Origin of the sequence: Paraburkholderia sp. GAS333 (genome assembly GCF_050435665.1) — a bacterium.
Taxonomy (GTDB): domain Bacteria; phylum Pseudomonadota; class Gammaproteobacteria; order Burkholderiales; family Burkholderiaceae; genus Paraburkholderia; species Paraburkholderia fungorum_A.
Map to the genome: position 1 here is coordinate 356,139 of NZ_JBNDKS010000001.1, position 14,667 is coordinate 370,805.

General features: G+C 60.0%; 15 protein-coding genes. 10 read left to right on the forward strand and 5 right to left on the reverse strand.

What is annotated here, in order from left to right:
• Positions 1 to 59 precede the first annotated feature (59 nt).
• The 3 genes from ABH945_RS01610 (at position 60) to nadC (ending at position 3,434) form a co-directional block, all read left to right on the forward strand.
• Entirely contained in the window at positions 60 to 1,256 is a 1,197-nt protein-coding gene (locus ABH945_RS01610; protein WP_074765353.1) for a DesA family fatty acid desaturase, read from the forward strand.
• Positions 1,257 to 1,386: 130 nt separating this feature from the next.
• Positions 1,387 to 2,526 carry a quinolinate synthase NadA gene (gene nadA, locus ABH945_RS01615; RefSeq protein ID WP_429249519.1) on the forward strand — a complete coding sequence of 380 codons (1,140 nt, stop codon included), beginning with the start codon at positions 1,387 to 1,389 and terminating at the stop codon, positions 2,524 to 2,526.
• On the forward strand, positions 2,526 to 3,434 hold the full coding sequence (nadC, locus tag ABH945_RS01620; RefSeq protein WP_429249520.1) for a carboxylating nicotinate-nucleotide diphosphorylase: 909 nt from the start codon (positions 2,526 to 2,528) through the stop codon (positions 3,432 to 3,434). The genes nadA and nadC overlap by 1 nt, the downstream gene beginning before the upstream one ends.
• A 92-nt stretch (positions 3,435 to 3,526) precedes the next feature.
• Here nadC and nadB read toward each other — a convergent pair whose 3' ends face one another.
• The 4 genes from nadB to radC form a co-directional block, all read right to left on the reverse strand.
• The gene (gene nadB / locus ABH945_RS01625) at positions 3,527 to 5,125 is read right to left on the reverse strand and encodes an L-aspartate oxidase (protein ID WP_074765346.1); all 1,599 of its coding nucleotides are present in this window, start codon (positions 5,123 to 5,125) and stop codon (positions 3,527 to 3,529) included.
• Positions 5,126 to 5,356: 231 nt separating this feature from the next.
• Positions 5,357 to 5,524 (reverse strand): 50S ribosomal protein L33, encoded by a 168-nt coding sequence (gene rpmG, locus ABH945_RS01630; RefSeq protein ID WP_006050116.1) that lies wholly within the window; start codon positions 5,522 to 5,524, stop codon positions 5,357 to 5,359.
• Positions 5,525 to 5,534: 10 nt separating this feature from the next.
• Complete coding sequence (rpmB, locus tag ABH945_RS01635; protein WP_064268656.1) at positions 5,535 to 5,768, reverse strand: 50S ribosomal protein L28; 234 nt, start codon at positions 5,766 to 5,768, stop codon at positions 5,535 to 5,537.
• 238 nt (positions 5,769 to 6,006) lie between these two features.
• Complete coding sequence (gene radC / locus ABH945_RS01640; protein ID WP_429249521.1) at positions 6,007 to 6,819, reverse strand: RadC family protein; 813 nt, start codon at positions 6,817 to 6,819, stop codon at positions 6,007 to 6,009.
• A gap of 173 nt (positions 6,820 to 6,992) precedes the next feature.
• Between radC and ABH945_RS01645 the strand changes: the two genes are divergently transcribed.
• From ABH945_RS01645 to ABH945_RS01675, 7 genes are all read left to right on the forward strand, one after another.
• Positions 6,993 to 7,448, forward strand: coding sequence for an FKBP-type peptidyl-prolyl cis-trans isomerase (locus ABH945_RS01645; RefSeq protein ID WP_074765342.1), 456 nt, complete (start codon positions 6,993 to 6,995; stop codon positions 7,446 to 7,448).
• A 2-nt stretch (positions 7,449 to 7,450) separates the two neighbouring features.
• A complete protein-coding gene (gene ispH, locus ABH945_RS01650; RefSeq protein WP_429249522.1) occupies positions 7,451 to 8,410 on the forward strand; it encodes a 4-hydroxy-3-methylbut-2-enyl diphosphate reductase in 960 nt (319 codons plus the stop codon).
• A gap of 556 nt (positions 8,411 to 8,966) precedes the next feature.
• Positions 8,967 to 10,172: a branched-chain amino acid ABC transporter substrate-binding protein gene (locus ABH945_RS01655; protein ID WP_074765338.1), complete on the forward strand. Its 1,206-nt coding sequence runs from the start codon at positions 8,967 to 8,969 to the stop codon at positions 10,170 to 10,172.
• 228 nt (positions 10,173 to 10,400) lie between these two features.
• Positions 10,401 to 11,351, forward strand: coding sequence for a branched-chain amino acid ABC transporter permease (locus ABH945_RS01660; protein WP_074765336.1), 951 nt, complete (start codon positions 10,401 to 10,403; stop codon positions 11,349 to 11,351).
• A 17-nt stretch (positions 11,352 to 11,368) separates the two neighbouring features.
• A complete protein-coding gene (locus tag ABH945_RS01665) occupies positions 11,369 to 12,538 on the forward strand; it encodes a branched-chain amino acid ABC transporter permease (RefSeq protein WP_074765334.1) in 1,170 nt (389 codons plus the stop codon).
• 20 nt (positions 12,539 to 12,558) lie between these two features.
• Positions 12,559 to 13,332 carry an ABC transporter ATP-binding protein gene (locus ABH945_RS01670; RefSeq protein ID WP_074765332.1) on the forward strand — a complete coding sequence of 258 codons (774 nt, stop codon included), beginning with the start codon at positions 12,559 to 12,561 and terminating at the stop codon, positions 13,330 to 13,332.
• A 35-nt stretch (positions 13,333 to 13,367) separates the two neighbouring features.
• Positions 13,368 to 14,072 carry an ABC transporter ATP-binding protein gene (locus ABH945_RS01675; RefSeq protein ID WP_074766530.1) on the forward strand — a complete coding sequence of 235 codons (705 nt, stop codon included), beginning with the start codon at positions 13,368 to 13,370 and terminating at the stop codon, positions 14,070 to 14,072.
• Between the two features lie 93 nt (positions 14,073 to 14,165).
• Here ABH945_RS01675 and ABH945_RS01680 read toward each other — a convergent pair whose 3' ends face one another.
• The gene (locus tag ABH945_RS01680; protein ID WP_429249523.1) at positions 14,166 to 14,654 is read right to left on the reverse strand and encodes a GNAT family acetyltransferase; all 489 of its coding nucleotides are present in this window, start codon (positions 14,652 to 14,654) and stop codon (positions 14,166 to 14,168) included.
• Positions 14,655 to 14,667 lie beyond the last annotated feature (13 nt).

Consider the following 14,667-nt stretch of genomic DNA (forward strand, 5'->3'; position numbering starts at 1 on the left):
TTTCTTGACACGCGCATTTTGCGCGTGCCTCGTGTCTCTCGTTCCACAGGTAAATTGCCTTGTTGAATTCTTTGCTCGATTTCCTTGCCCACGGTCTGTTGCACTTCTCGTGGTGGCAACTCGTCGTGTACACGCTGGTCGTGACACACATTACGATTATTGGCGTCACGGTGTATCTGCATCGCTGCCAGGCGCACCGCGCGCTGGAACTGCACCCTGTCGTCAGTCATTTTTTCCGTTTCTGGCTGTGGATGACCACGGGCATGCTGACCGGCCAATGGGCTGCGATTCACCGTAAGCATCACGCCAAGTGCGAGACAGAAGAAGATCCGCACAGCCCGCAGACGCGCGGCATCTGGAAGGTGCTGCTCGAAGGCGCGGAACTGTATCGCGCTGAAGCGAAAAATGAAGAAACGATGCGCAAGTTCAGTCACGGCACGCCGAACGACTGGATGGAACGCAACGTGTACACCAAGTACCCGATTCTCGGCGTGAGCCTGATGATGGTGCTGAACGTCGCACTGTTCGGCGTTGTGGGCCTGACGATCTGGGCCGTGCAGATGGTGTGGATTCCCTTCTGGGCAGCGGGTGTGGTCAACGGTCTGGCGCACTTCTGGGGTTATCGCAACTTCAATTCGACAGATGCGAGCACCAACATCTTCCCGTGGGGCATCATCATCGGCGGTGAAGAGCTGCACAACAATCACCACACGTATGCAACGTCAGCCAAGCTGTCGAACAAGTGGTACGAGTTCGATATCGGCTGGATGTATATCCGCATCATGTCGGCGTTCCGTCTGGCCAAGGTCAAGAAGGTTGCACCTACGCCGCGTCTGACTACCGGCAAGCTGGTGCTCGATCAGGACACGCTGCAAGCCGTGCTGGCTAACCGTTACGAAGTCATGGCCCGTTACGGCAAGGCGCTCAAGCGCGCTTATCGTCAGGAATTGGCTCATTTGAAGGAAGTCGGCGCGCGCGAAAAGTATCTGGTCATGCGCGGTGCCCGTAGCTGGTTCCACAAGGAAGAAGCGGGCCTCGACGAGCCGCAGAAGCGTCAGTTGCCGCAGATCTTTGCGAACAGCCAGAAGCTGAAAACGTACATCGACATGCGCAATGAACTCGCGGCAATGTGGGAGCGCTCGAATGCATCGCGCGACCAGCTGCTGGTGCAGTTGCAAGACTGGTGTCACCGCGCTGAACAGAGCGGTATCAAGGCACTTCAAGACTTTGCGACGCGCCTGCGCCGTTATGCTTGATCGCGAAATCTATTAAAATTTCGTTACGTCACAAAACCCCGCGTTGGCGGGGTTTTGCTTTTTGGGCCGCGGAAACTGCAACATCTTTCGATTGACAGTCCGCGGCGGCAGAGCGAAGGCAGAGGAGATCATGGATCAGCAGGCGATCAGGACCGTCGAATACGACCGGCCGCAAGCGCAGGGCACGTCCTGTGGGATCGGGCAGGCGTGGGCGAAGGTGCCCGACATGCCGTCGGCGGAGGAAAAGCAGGCGTTGAAGGCGCGTATTCGCGCATTGCTTGAGCGCGAGAAGGCGGTGCTTGTCGCTCACTATTATGTCGACGCAGAATTGCAGGAACTTGCCGACGAAACCGGCGGCTGTGTAGCCGACTCGCTGGAAATGGCGCGTTTCGGGCGCGATCATTCGGCGCAAACGCTGGTCGTTGCCGGTGTACGTTTCATGGGCGAGACCGCGAAAATTCTCAGTCCGAATAAGCGCATTCTGATGCCGGATCTCGATGCGACCTGTTCGCTCGATCTCGGCTGCCCAGTCGATGAATTTTCGGCTTTCTGCGACGCACACCCGGACCGCACGGTGGTCGTCTACGCGAACACGAGCGCCGCGGTGAAGGCGCGCGCGGACTGGATGGTGACGTCGTCGATCGGACTGGAAATCGTTGCCGACCTGCATGCTCGCGGCGAGAAAATCATCTGGGCGCCGGATCGGCACCTTGGCAGCTATATCCAGAACAAGACCGGCGCAGACATGCTGCTGTGGCAGGGCTCATGTCTCGTTCATGACGAATTCAAAGGCATCGAACTCGATCTGCTGCGCGCCGAATATCCCGGCGCGAAAGTGCTGGTGCATCCGGAGTCGCCGGCCAATGTGGTTGAGCAGGCGGACGTGGTCGGCTCGACCACGCAACTGATTGACGCCGCTCAGAAACTCGACGCCACGCATTTCATTGTGGCGACCGATCTCGGCATTCTCCACAAAATGCAGCTTGCCGCGCCGGGCAAGACGCTGATCGCCGCGCCCACGGCCGGCAACAGCGCGACGTGCAAGAGTTGCGCGCATTGTCCGTGGATGGCGATGAACGGCCTCGCGAATCTGGCCGATGTGCTCGAACGAGGCCGCAACGAGATTTTCGTCGATCGCGCGATTGGCGAGCGAGCGCGTCTGCCGATTGACCGGATGCTGGATTTTGCCGCACGTCATAAGAAACGTGTGCAGGCAAGCGGTGACCTCGCACGCGACGCGCAACTGTATTCGAACGTGGGAGCAGCGTGATGGGGGCGGTTGACGCAGTAGTGCAGGATAAGTTCGACGCGGTTTCGCCGTTGTTCGCTGAAATTCACGCGCAGTATGGAGCGGCCTTCGACGCGGCTCTGGCGCGCAACGTCGCCGACGCATTGGCTGAAGACGTTGGCGCAGGCGACCAGACAGGCCGCCTCGTCCCCGCCGACGACGTGCGCGACGCGCGCATCATCGTGCGTGAGGATGCCGTGTTGTGCGGCGTGCCCTGGTTCAATGCGGTGATGCGTGAGGTCGATCCGCGTATCGACGTGCAGTGGCGTTATCGCGAAGGCGACCTGATGACGGCCGACACCCCCGTCTGCGAACTTCGCGGACCGGTGCGCGCGCTGCTGACCGCTGAACGTAATGCGCTGAATTTCATGCAATTGCTGTCGGGCGTCGCGAGCGCAACGCGCCGGTACGTCGATGCAATCGCGCATACGCAAACGCGCGTTCTCGATACGCGCAAGACTTTGCCGGGTTTGCGGCTCGCGCAGAAATACGCGGTTCGCGTGGGCGGCGGGGCGAATCAGCGGCTCGCGTTGTACGACGGGATTCTGATCAAGGAAAACCATATCGCGGCCGCCGGCGGCGTGGGCGCGGCGATGGACGCGGCGCTGGCGTTGAATGCCGGCGTGTCTATCCAGATCGAAGTCGAGACGCTCGAGCAACTGGAGATCGCGCTGGCGCATCGCGCGCAATCCATCCTGCTGGACAATTTTTCGTTCGACGCCATGCGCGACGCGGTTCGCATCACAGCAGGGCGGGCGGTGCTGGAGGTGTCTGGCGGCGTGAATTTCGACACGGTCCGGACGATCGCGGAAACGGGGGTCGATCGCGTGTCGATTGGCGCGTTGACCAAAGACGTGCGAGCTACGGATTACTCGATGCGGATCGTTTGATCCGTAGGCCGTAGGTGGCCGCGATTAACGTTAATCAAAAGGCCGTCGCCGAATCCATTCGGCGACGGCCTTTTCGTTTTAGCTCACTGGCCTCACACGTTCCGATTGCGTACGTACTCGGGTGATAGAACCGTCGGCAGCGCCTTAGGCAAGGTGGCTGGCCAGTCACGGCTAAAGTGCAGGCCACGGCTTTCGCGCCGTGAGCGCGCGCTTTCGACAATCAGCGACGCTACATCGACCAGGTTACGCAATTCAAGCAGGTCGCGACTCACCTTGAAGTTTGCGTAATACTCGTGGATCTCGTCGCGCAGCAGAGCCAGCCGGTGTTTTGCGCGCGCCAGCCGCTTGTCGGTACGCACGATGCCGACGTAATTCCACATGAGCCGACGCAGTTCGTCCCAATTGTGTGCGACCACGACTTCTTCATCTGGGTCGGACACGCGGCTTTCGTCCCAGTCCGGCAGCGGCGCGTGGACGGCGGCGCTGAAGCCTTCCTGCTCGATGGCCTGCGCGGCGGAGCGGCCAATCACCAGGCATTCGAGCAGTGAGTTGCTGGCGAGCCGGTTCGCGCCATGCAAGCCCGTGCACGAAGTTTCGCCGACGGCATACAAGCCCGCGAGATCGGTGCGACCCGCCAGATCGGTGACGACGCCGCCGCACGTGTAGTGCGCAGCCGGCACAACCGGGATCGGCTCTTTGGTGATGTCGATGCCGAATTCCAGGCAGCGCGCCAGAATCGTCGGGAAGTGCTCGTGCAAAAATTCCGGCGACTGATGGCTGATGTCGAGATACACGCAATCGATACCGCGCTTCTTGATCTCGAAATCGATCGCACGCGCGACGATGTCGCGTGGTGCCAGCTCGGCGCGTTCGTCGTGCTGCGGCATGAAACGCGTGCCGTCGGGCAGCTTCAGGATGCCGCCTTCACCGCGCACCGCTTCCGAAATCAGGAACGAACCTGCATACGGATGAAACAGACAGGTCGGGTGGAACTGGATGAATTCCATGTTCGACACGCGACAGCCGGCCCGCCAGGCCATCGCGATGCCGTCGCCGGTCGCGGTGTCGGGATTGGTGGTGTAGAGGTAGACCTTGCCCGCACCGCCAGTGGCGAGCACGGTGTGCGGCGCTTCGATGGTCACGGTACGACCGCTTTGCAGGTCAAGTGCGTAAAGCCCATGGCAGCGACGGCCCGGCAGACCGAGGCGGTCCGACGTGATCAGGTCGATCGCGTAGTGATCTTCGAGGAGTGTGATGTTCGGATGGCGGCGCACGCGCTCACTGAGCGTGGCGACCACGGCGTGGCCAGTTGCGTCCGCGGCATGAATGATCCGGCGATGACTATGACCGCCTTCACGCGTCAGATGAAAGCCGAGTTCGGCGGCATCGTCTTTGGTAAAGGGCACGCCTTGCCCGATCAGCCATTCGATCGCAGCACGCCCGTGCTCGACGATAAAGCGCGTTGCCGCTTCGTCGCACAGGCCGCCACCGGCAATCAGCGTATCGCGAACGTGATTTTCGATGCTGTCTGCCGAGTCCAGCACCGCAGCGATGCCGCCTTGCGCCCAGTCGCTCGCGCCTTCGGTCATCGATCGCTTGGCGACCACCGCAACCCGCCGCGTCTCCGCCAGGTTGAGCGCGACGCTCAGGCCAGCCAGACCGCTTCCGACAATCGCCACATCGAATTCCATTACTCACATCTCCGTCTATCGTTTTTCCATGACGGCGCGCTATGCGCTCGCCGCTAAAACGAGAAAGGATACGCGTCGCAAGGTCCGAGCGAAAGCTGGCCGAACGGCATAAGACTATTCGCGAGAGCAAAGGGGGAGGCCGAAACGCAAACACCGGCAGAAAACAAAAAAGCCTCGCATAAATGCGAGGCTTCTCTGTTGTCTTTTGCCTTCGTCTGGCTGGAGCCAAGATTATTTAATCTTGGTTTCCTTGTAGTCAACGTGCTTACGGACGACCGGATCAAATTTCTTGATCAGCATCTTTTCCGGCATGTTGCGTTTGTTCTTCGTCGTCGTGTAGAAGTGACCCGTACCTGCGGTCGATTCCAACTTGATCTTGTCGCGTGCGCCTTTCGCCATGATTTACTCCTTAGGCTTCACCGCGTGCGCGCAGATCTGCGAGCACAGCGTCGATACCGTTCTTGTCGATCAAGCGCAGACCGGCGTTCGAAATGCGCAGACGCACGAAACGGTTTTCGCTTTCCACCCAAATACGGCGGCTTTGCAGGTTCGGAAGGAACCGGCGCTTGGTTTTGTTGTTCGCGTGGGAAACGTTGTTGCCGCTCATCGGCGCTTTCCCAGTTACTTGGCATACGCGTGCCATGAGAGCACTCCTAATACGCTAATTCTGAGTTCGAACGCCGTGAAAGTTTCCCGAAAAGAGCCGCGCTTAAGTGTGAGAACTAGAGACGCTTGACCTTTCCGGAACGCCTTAATGGCTTCGGAACAGGGGGTTGGAAATAGGCAAACCGGAATTATAGCGGAAAAAAAGCCGCAAAATCAAACCTTATTTGCGATGCCGGATACGACGATACGCAGCCGAGGTCCCGGTTCTGTCCCCGTCAAGGCCAGCCGGCGCGGGCGAACGAGTAAACGTCGTCGGCTCCAATCACGAGATGATCGACCAGTTGCACGTCGATCAACGCAAGCGCGTCGCGCAGCGTATGCGTCAGGCGGCAATCGCTTGCGCTTGGCTGCACGGCGCCGGAAGGGTGATTATGCGCAACGATCAGGCTGGCCGCATTAAGGCTCAACGCGCGCCGCACAATTTCGCGCGGATACACCGCCATGCGCGTCAGCGAGCCTTGTGCGCTTTCCTCGCACCGGATTAGCCGATGCCGGGCGTCGAGAAATAGCGACACGAAAACCTCCTGCGGACGTCCGCCGATTAGCAGGCGCAGGTAGTTTTCCACGTCTTCAGGCGAATTCATCAACTCGCGTTTGCGCATTTTATCGACTAGCGAGCGGCGGGCCATTTCCATGATCGCGAGCAGTTGCGCCTTTTTCGCTGGCCCCATGCCGCGGATGCCGTCGAAATCCGTGTAAGTCGCGTCGAGCATGGCGCGCAGCGAGCCGAAACGGTCGAGCAAAACCTGCGCGATGCTGAAAACGTCGTGATCGGGCAGTCCCGAGCCAAGGACCAGCACGATCAGCTCGGTGTCCGATAGCACGCCCGCCCCTTGGTTGATCAGCCGTTCGCGCGGCATGTCGTTTTTATGCCATTTCCCGCGTAGCAGGGATGTCTTCGTCTGTGCCCGCGTGTGGGGCGGCGGCGCTTGTGGCGGCAACGCTTGCTGCAACACCGTATCTGCTGGCGCCTGGTCGATCGTACTGCTGTGATCGTGCATATATATAGAGTCCTCCGCTGTGGGCATGGCTGCAGCGCAATGCCGCGGACATGCCCCTACGCGCGCGACGGAGCCAAGCCGTCGCCCGCTATGTGGCTTACAATAGGCGCTTTGCGCACGGCACCCCCGACGGTTTGCCACACGCGTCGACTGCGCCAGCGGCGCACGCGTGCAGCGCGCTTCGACTGAGCGAGCATTGCATGAGCATCATCGACATTTCCGAAGTGAAACCGGGTTCACACGTGACGCTTCACTACCGGCTTTCCCTTGCCGATGGCGCCGAAGTCATCAACACTTTCACCGACAAGCCGGCCACGCTGCTGCTCGGCGCCGGTCAACTGGCGCCGCCGCTGGAAGACATTTTGCTGGGTTTGAAGGTCGGCCACCATTCGACCTTTCAGCTAGAGCCGGGTCAGGCGTTCGGTCCGCGTAATCCGGAGTTGATCCAGCGTGTGTCGCTGGCTACGCTGCGTGAAAACAGCATGATCGGAGAGGATTTTTCGCCGGGTGATCTGGTCGAATTCAACGCGCCAGGTGGCGGCCGTTACGCCGGCGTGCTGAAAGAAGTCGGCGAGACGTCGGCCCTGTTCGATTTCAACCATCCGCTTGCCGGCCAGGCGCTGGCGTTTGAAGTGAAAATCATCGGGATTCTGTAAACATGAGCATCACGGACACGACTCTTGCCGAAACCGAGATCCTGCTGGCACAGCCGCGCGGGTTCTGCGCCGGTGTCGATCGGGCTATCGAGATCGTCGAGCGCGCCATCAAGCTGCACGGTTCCCCTATCTACGTGCGTCACGAAATCGTCCATAACGCGTATGTGGTCGAAGACTTGCGCAAGAAGGGGGCGATTTTTATCGAGCGGCTCGAAGAAGTGCCGCCCGGCAATACGGTGATTTTCAGTGCGCACGGCGTGTCGAAGGCCGTGCGTTCGGAGGCGGAATCGCGCGGTTTGCGTGTGTACGACGCCACGTGTCCGCTGGTGACCAAGGTCCATATCGAAGTCGCGAAGATGCGTCAGGACGGCTTCGACATCGTCATGATCGGCCACAAGGGTCATCCTGAAGTCGAAGGCACGATGGGTCAGGCGGGCGAGGGCATGCACCTGGTCGAAGACATCGAAGACGTGCAGGCTTTGCAGTTGGCCGATCCGGAGCGCATCGCGTTCGTCACGCAAACCACGCTGTCGGTCGACGACGCCGCGCAGATCATCGGCGCGTTGAAGGCCAAGTACCCGTCCATCCGCGAGCCGAAAAAGCAGGACATCTGCTACGCGACGCAAAACCGCCAGGACGCCGTCAAGTTCATGGCGCCGCAGTGCGATGTGGTAATCGTGGTCGGAAGCCCGAACAGCTCGAACTCCAACCGTCTGCGCGAACTCGCTGAAAAACTCGGCGTGCCTGCCTATATGGTGGATTCGCCCGATCAGATCGATCCGATCTGGGTCGAGGGTAAGCGGCGTATTGGCGTTACTGCTGGCGCTTCGGCGCCGGAGGTGCTGGCGCAGGCGGTGATCGCCCGTTTGCGTGAGCTTGGCGTGCGTAATGTTCGCGCGCTCGAAGGCATCGAGGAAAACATCGCGTTTCCGCTGCCGCGCGGGCTAGGTCTGCCAGCCTGAGTCTGATTGCCTGACAATCAGCTAACGTAACTGAAAGAAAAGCGCACCTGAGGGTGCGCTTTTTTTATGTCCGCAATTTGGCAAAAGCATAATAAATAAAGTGCCAGATCATGGCGGAGTGCCGATTTTGGTGTCTTTGCGCACAAATTATTTTGAATCGACATTCAACTTTTTATCAAATCTCTATTGGTCGGTCCCCGTTTAATTCAAGCTAAACAAGTCGCACCGATTTTTGATGCACTAGGATAGTGCGTAGTCTTCGATAAATCCGCAAACGTATTACTTAACAAAAAGCGCGCAGTTATCGGGCATTGGGCGAATTCGCTGCAACACTTGATGTGACGGGGTTCAACCATGGTGCAACTGATGCACGAAAAACAGTCGCAACCCGGTTGCGCCTTTTTGAGGAATTAGCTTCCAAAATAAGGTTGCAATGCAGGAAAACCCTGTCGTTTCAACAATATTGCCCATCGCAAAATTGGAGTTACAATGCGCGCGTTCTCAAGGCCTTAAGGTCCCGAACAATGGATTTTGCAAGGCGCGGGAGACCTACTTAATGCGAGTCAAATTTGCTTACGCCGTGTCGATCGCGGCCGCAGTTGCGATGTTGACCGCGTGCGGCAAGAAGCAGGACGGCGAGGCGGGAGCGGGAGCATCGGCGGCGGTGGCGGCATCGGCTCCGGCGCCCGTGAGTGAAGCGACCATCGTGAAGATCGGCCATGCTGCCCCTTTGACGGGCGGTATCGCGCATCTGGGCAAGGACAACGAAAACGGCGCGCGTCTCGCGGTCGAGGAAATCAACAAACAGGGTTTGACGATCGACGGCCACAAGATTCAACTGGAGCTCGACGCGCAGGACGACGCGGCGGACCCGAAAACGGGCACCGCAGTCGCGCAGAAGCTCGTTGACGATCACGTGGTCGCGGTAGTCGGGCATCTGAATTCGGGCGTGTCGATTCCGGCGTCGAAGATTTATAGCGACGCGAGCATCGTGCAGATCTCGCCGTCGTCGACGAACCCCGCGTATACACAACAGGGATTCAAGACGACCTACCGGGTCGTCGCGACCGACGCGCAACAGGGACCGGCGCTCGCCAATTACGCCACGAAGGCGTTGGGCGCCAAACGCATCGCGATAGTCGACGATGCAACCGCCTACGGTAAGGGGCTCGCGGACGAATTCGCGAAGACCGTAGAAGCTAGCGGAGCGAAAGTCGTCGCACGGGAAGCGACGAACGACAAGGCCACGGATTTCCGGGCCATCCTCACGAAGATCAAGAGTGTTCAGCCGGACGTGATCATGTTCGGCGGCATGGACGCGACGGGCGGGCCGTTCACCAAACAGGCGGCGGCGCTCGGTATCAGGGCAAAAATCCTTGGCGGCGACGGCGTGTGTACCGACAAGGTGGGTGAGCTGGCGGGAACCGCCGTGCAAAACCTGGTCTGTTCGGAGGCAGGACTTGCGCTTTCGAAAATGGACCGGGGAGCGGACTTCGAGAAGAAGTACGAGGACCGCTTCCACACGCCGGTGCAGATTTACGCGCCGTTCACGTATGACGCTGTGTACGTGATCGTCGATGCAATGAAGCGCGCTAATTCGATCGAGGCGCCCAAGGTGCTGGCTGCGATGCCGTCGACCGACTACAACGGGGTAATCGGTCACATCGCGTTCGACGACAAGGGTGATTTGAAAGAGGGCGCCATTACGCTTTACGACTTCAAGGACGGCAAGAAATCCGTTCTCGACGTGGTAAAGATGTGATGACGGAACGTTCAGCCTGACGGCACCGAAACCACCCAACGGTGCCGTTTTTGCATCCGCTTAAGGCGAGCCGGCAATCGCATCACGGTTGCAGGGCAAACCGGCAGCAGATAACCCTTACCGGTCTTTTACATCAGTACCCGCAGTGCCATTGAGTTTCCGTGCAGCATCACCGCCCACCGGCTGATGAAGAACGCGAATCCAGTCGCACGGGCTAAGGAGCATTAAATGGATATCTTCATCCAGCAGGTCCTCAACGGGCTGGTGCTAGGCAGCGTCTATGCCATCATCGCACTGGGCTATACGATGGTTTACGGCATTCTGGGCATCATCAACTTCGCTCACGGCGACGTGTTGATGGTCGGCGCGATGGTCGCGCTGTCAGCCATAGGCGTGCTGCAGAACCACTTCCCCGGCCTCGGCAACGTGCCGACGCTGATCATTGCACTGATCATCGCGGCGGTTGTCTGCGCGGCGGTCGGCTATACGATCGAGCGCGTGGCCTACCGGCCGTTGCGTAAAGCGCCGCGTCTCGCGCCGCTGATTACCGCAATCGGTGTGTCGATCCTGCTGCAGACGCTGGCCATGATGATCTGGTCGCGCAACCCGCTGCCGTTCCCGCAGCTTCTGCCGACCGATCCGCTGAACGTGATCAAGGCCACTGACACCACACCCGGCGCCGTGATCTCGATGACTGAAATCGTCATCATCGTGGTCGCGTTCCTCGTGATGGGCGGTCTGCTGCTGCTCGTGCACAAGACCAAGCTCGGCCGCGCGATGCGCGCCATCGCCGAGAACCCGGGCAATGCGTCGCTGATGGGCGTGAACCCGAACTTCGTGATCTCGGCTACCTTCATGATCGGCTCGGCGCTCGCCGCACTCGCCGGCGTGATGATCGCGTCCGAATACGGCAACGCACACTTCTACATGGGCTTCATCCCCGGTCTGAAGGCCTTTACCGCGGCGGTGCTCGGCGGCATCGGCAACCTCGGCGGCGCGATGGTGGGCGGCGTGCTGCTCGGCCTGATCGAACAGCTCGGCGCGGGTTACATCGGCAATCTGACCGGCGGTGTGTTCGGCAGTAACTATCAGGACGTGTTCGCGTTCATCGTGCTGATCATCGTGCTGGTGTTCCGTCCGTCGGGTCTGCTCGGCGAACGTGTGGCGGATCGCGCCTGATCCAGGGAGAAAAAAACATGACTTCGATTCAACCCATCGAGCCGTCCACGACGCTCATCCCTGAAAAGAACCGCACGAAGACGTGGACCGTCGGCATCATCACCGCGATCTTCGTGATCGCGGCGCCGATGATCATCGGCACGGCAGGCGGCAACTACTGGGTCCGCGTGCTCGACTTCGCGATGCTGTACGTGATGCTCGCGCTCGGCCTGAACGTGGTGGTCGGCTTCGCCGGCCTGCTGGACCTGGGCTACATCGCGTTCTACGCGGTCGGCGCTTACGTTGCCGCGTTGCTCAGCTCGCCGCATCTGTCGACGCAATTCGAGTGGATCGCGCATCTCGCGCCGAACGGGCTGCATGTGCCGTTCCTGATCATCGTGCCGTGCGCGATGGCGGTGGCCGCGCTGTTCGGCGTGCTGCTCGGCGCACCGACGCTGCGTCTGCGGGGCGACTACCTCGCCATCGTGACGTTGGGCTTCGGGGAAATCGTGCGGATTTTCATGAACAACCTCGACCGTCCGGTGAACATCACCAACGGCCCGAAGGGGATCACGGCGATCGACCCGGTGCATGTCGGCGACTTCAGCCTCGCGCAGACGCACTCGCTGTTCGGCATGCAGTTCCCGTCGGTGTACTCGTACTACTACCTGTTCGTGATCGCCGCGTTGCTGGTGATCTGGATCTGTACGCGTTTGCAGCACTCGCGTATCGGCCGTGCATGGGCCGCGATCCGCGAAGACGAAATCGCCGCGAAGGCGATGGGCATCAACACCCGCAACGTGAAGTTGCTGGCGTTCGCGATGGGCGCGTCGTTCGGCGGTCTGTCGGGCGCGATGTTCGGTTCGTTCCAGGGCTTCGTGTCGCCGGAATCGTTCACGCTGCCGGAATCGATCGTGGTGCTGGCCTGCGTGGTGCTGGGCGGTATGGGCCACATCCCGGGCGTGATTCTCGGCGCGGTGCTGCTCGCGGTGCTGCCGGAATTCCTGCGCTCGACGATGGGTCCGTTGCAGAACATGATCTTCGGCCATGAAATCGTCGATACGGAAGTGATCCGTCAGCTGGTCTACGCACTCGCGATGGTGCTGATCATGCTGTACCGCTCGGAAGGCTTGTGGCCGTCGCCGAAGCACGAAGACAAGATCGCGAAACTGTCGAAGCGCAGCGGCAAGAAGCCGGTGCGCGCGTAAGGCACCAAAGGAGAATAACTATGAGCGACAACATTCGACTTTCGGTGAAAGGCGTCAACAAACGCTTCGGCGGTCTGCAAGCTCTGTCCGACGTTGGGCTTGAGATCAAGTCGGGCCAGATTTACGGCCTGATCGGTCCGAACGGCGCAGGCAAGACGACCTTCTTCAACGTGATTACCGGCTTGTACGTACCGGATTCGGGCGAGTTCAAACTCGACGGCACGCCGTACACGCCGACTGCCGTTTATCAGGTGGCGCAGGCGGGCATTGCGCGGACGTTCCAGAACATCCGTCTGTTCGGCGGCATGACTGCGCTGGAAAACGTGATGGTCGGCCGTCACGTGCGTACGAAGCACGGCCTGATCGGCGCGGTGTTCCAGACACCGGCCGAGCGCAAGGAAGAGCGCGAGATCAAGGAACGCGCAATCGAACTGCTCGACTACGTGGGCATCGCGCAGTACGCGGACTACACGTCGCGCAACCTGTCGTACGGCCATCAGCGTCGTCTGGAAATTGCGCGTGCATTGGCAACGGACCCGAAGCTGCTCGCACTCGACGAACCAGCCGCCGGCATGAACGCAACGGAAAAAGTCGAGCTGACCAAGCTGCTCGACAAGATCCGTTCAGACGGCAAGACGATTCTGCTGATCGAACACGATGTGAAGCTGGTGATGGGTCTGTGCAACCAGATGACGGTGCTCGACTACGGCAAGGTGATTGCGCAAGGTCTGCCGCAAGACGTGCAGAAGGATCCGAAGGTGATCGAGGCTTACCTCGGCGCGGGAGTTCATTAATGGCTGCGACTATGGCAACGAGTGCAAATACCCCGATGCTCAAGATCAAGGGGCTGCAGGTCAACTACGGCGGCATTCAGGCCGTCAAGGGGATCGATCTGCAGGTGGAGCAGGGCGAACTGGTCACGCTGATCGGCGCGAACGGCGCGGGCAAGACCACGACGATGAAGGCGATCACGGGCCTGAAGCCGTACACGATTGGCGACATCGAGTACATGGGCCAGTCGATCAAGGGCATTCCGCCACATGTGCTGCTGAAGAAGGGCCTGGCGATGGTGCCGGAAGGGCGCGGCATCTTCGCGCGGATGTCGATCGTCGAGAACATGCAGATGGGTGCCTATCTGCGTACGGATACGGACGGCATCAAGGCTGACGTCGACCGCATGTTCGGTTTCTTCCCGCGTCTGAAGGAACGTGCCGCGCAATACGCGGGCACGTTGTCGGGCGGCGAACAGCAGATGCTGGCGATGGCGCGCGCGATCATCTCGCGTCCCAAGCTGTTGTTGCTCGACGAGCCGTCGATGGGTCTGTCGCCGATCATGGTCGAGAAGATCTTCGAAGTGGTGCGCGCGATTTCCGCTGAAGGCATGACCGTGCTGCTGGTCGAGCAGAACGCGCGTCTCGCGTTGCAGGCGGCCAATCGCGGCTACGTGATGGACTCGGGTCTGGTCACGATGTCGGGCGACGCGAAGCAGATGCTCGACGATCCGAAGGTGCGCGCGGCGTATCTGGGCGAGTAAGCCGGTTCTGCTGCACTGAGGTACTGACGAAAAAAAGCCGCATGCGTGTGAAACGCATGCGGCTTTTTCTTTCTGGGTACGAGCGGCGGTTTATCAGGCCGTGGCCGTGGCCGTGGTCGTCGCCACCGGATCGGCCAGTTCACCCAGCCGCTTCCCAAGACTGACCACCGGATCGGCGCGATAACCGAGCGACTCGTAGAACGCCATCAGATCCGTTTTTGCCGACAAAATCTGCAAGTTCAACTTCGGGCATCCAAGGCCGGTCAACGTCTTCTCGACATGGGCAATGAGACGTGTGCCAATGCCATGACGACGCAGCGACTCATCGACCGCGAGCGAATACATCCAGCCGCGGTGCCCGTCGTAACCGCCCATCACCGTGCCGACGATACGCTCGTCAAACACAGCGACAAAGAACAGTTCAGGCTGGGTCGCCAGCTTGTTCGCAATCGACAGATGCGGATTACGCTGCGGCCGCGTCAGGTCCCGATACTCGGGGAACGCCTGTTGCCACAGCGCGATCACGGCATCGGTGTCGCTCGCGTCGAAGCGGCGGATCGATAGTGTCGCGTTTGTCGTCATACGCGTGGTCCTG

Bases quoted from the DNA above. Each gene is read 5' to 3' on its own strand.
- nadA (WP_429249519.1), top strand. From the start codon at position 1,387: ATGGATCAGCAGGCGATCAGGACCGTCGAATACGACCGGCCGCAAGCG.
- nadC (WP_429249520.1), top strand. From the start codon at position 2,526: ATGGGGGCGGTTGACGCAGTAGTGCAGGATAAGTTCGACGCGGTTTCG.
- nadB (WP_074765346.1), bottom strand. From the start codon at position 5,125: ATGGAATTCGATGTGGCGATTGTCGGAAGCGGTCTGGCTGGCCTGAGC.
- rpmG (WP_006050116.1), bottom strand. From the start codon at position 5,524: ATGGCGAAAGGCGCACGCGACAAGATCAAGTTGGAATCGACCGCAGGT.
- rpmB (WP_064268656.1), bottom strand. From the start codon at position 5,768: ATGGCACGCGTATGCCAAGTAACTGGGAAAGCGCCGATGAGCGGCAAC.
- radC (WP_429249521.1), bottom strand. From the start codon at position 6,819: ATGCCCACAGCGGAGGACTCTATATATATGCACGATCACAGCAGTACG.
- ABH945_RS01645 (WP_074765342.1), top strand. From the start codon at position 6,993: ATGAGCATCATCGACATTTCCGAAGTGAAACCGGGTTCACACGTGACG.
- ispH (WP_429249522.1), top strand. From the start codon at position 7,451: ATGAGCATCACGGACACGACTCTTGCCGAAACCGAGATCCTGCTGGCA.
- ABH945_RS01655 (WP_074765338.1), top strand. From the start codon at position 8,967: ATGCGAGTCAAATTTGCTTACGCCGTGTCGATCGCGGCCGCAGTTGCG.
- ABH945_RS01660 (WP_074765336.1), top strand. From the start codon at position 10,401: ATGGATATCTTCATCCAGCAGGTCCTCAACGGGCTGGTGCTAGGCAGC.
- ABH945_RS01665 (WP_074765334.1), top strand. From the start codon at position 11,369: ATGACTTCGATTCAACCCATCGAGCCGTCCACGACGCTCATCCCTGAA.
- ABH945_RS01670 (WP_074765332.1), top strand. From the start codon at position 12,559: ATGAGCGACAACATTCGACTTTCGGTGAAAGGCGTCAACAAACGCTTC.
- ABH945_RS01675 (WP_074766530.1), top strand. From the start codon at position 13,368: ATGCTCAAGATCAAGGGGCTGCAGGTCAACTACGGCGGCATTCAGGCC.
- ABH945_RS01680 (WP_429249523.1), bottom strand. From the start codon at position 14,654: ATGACGACAAACGCGACACTATCGATCCGCCGCTTCGACGCGAGCGAC.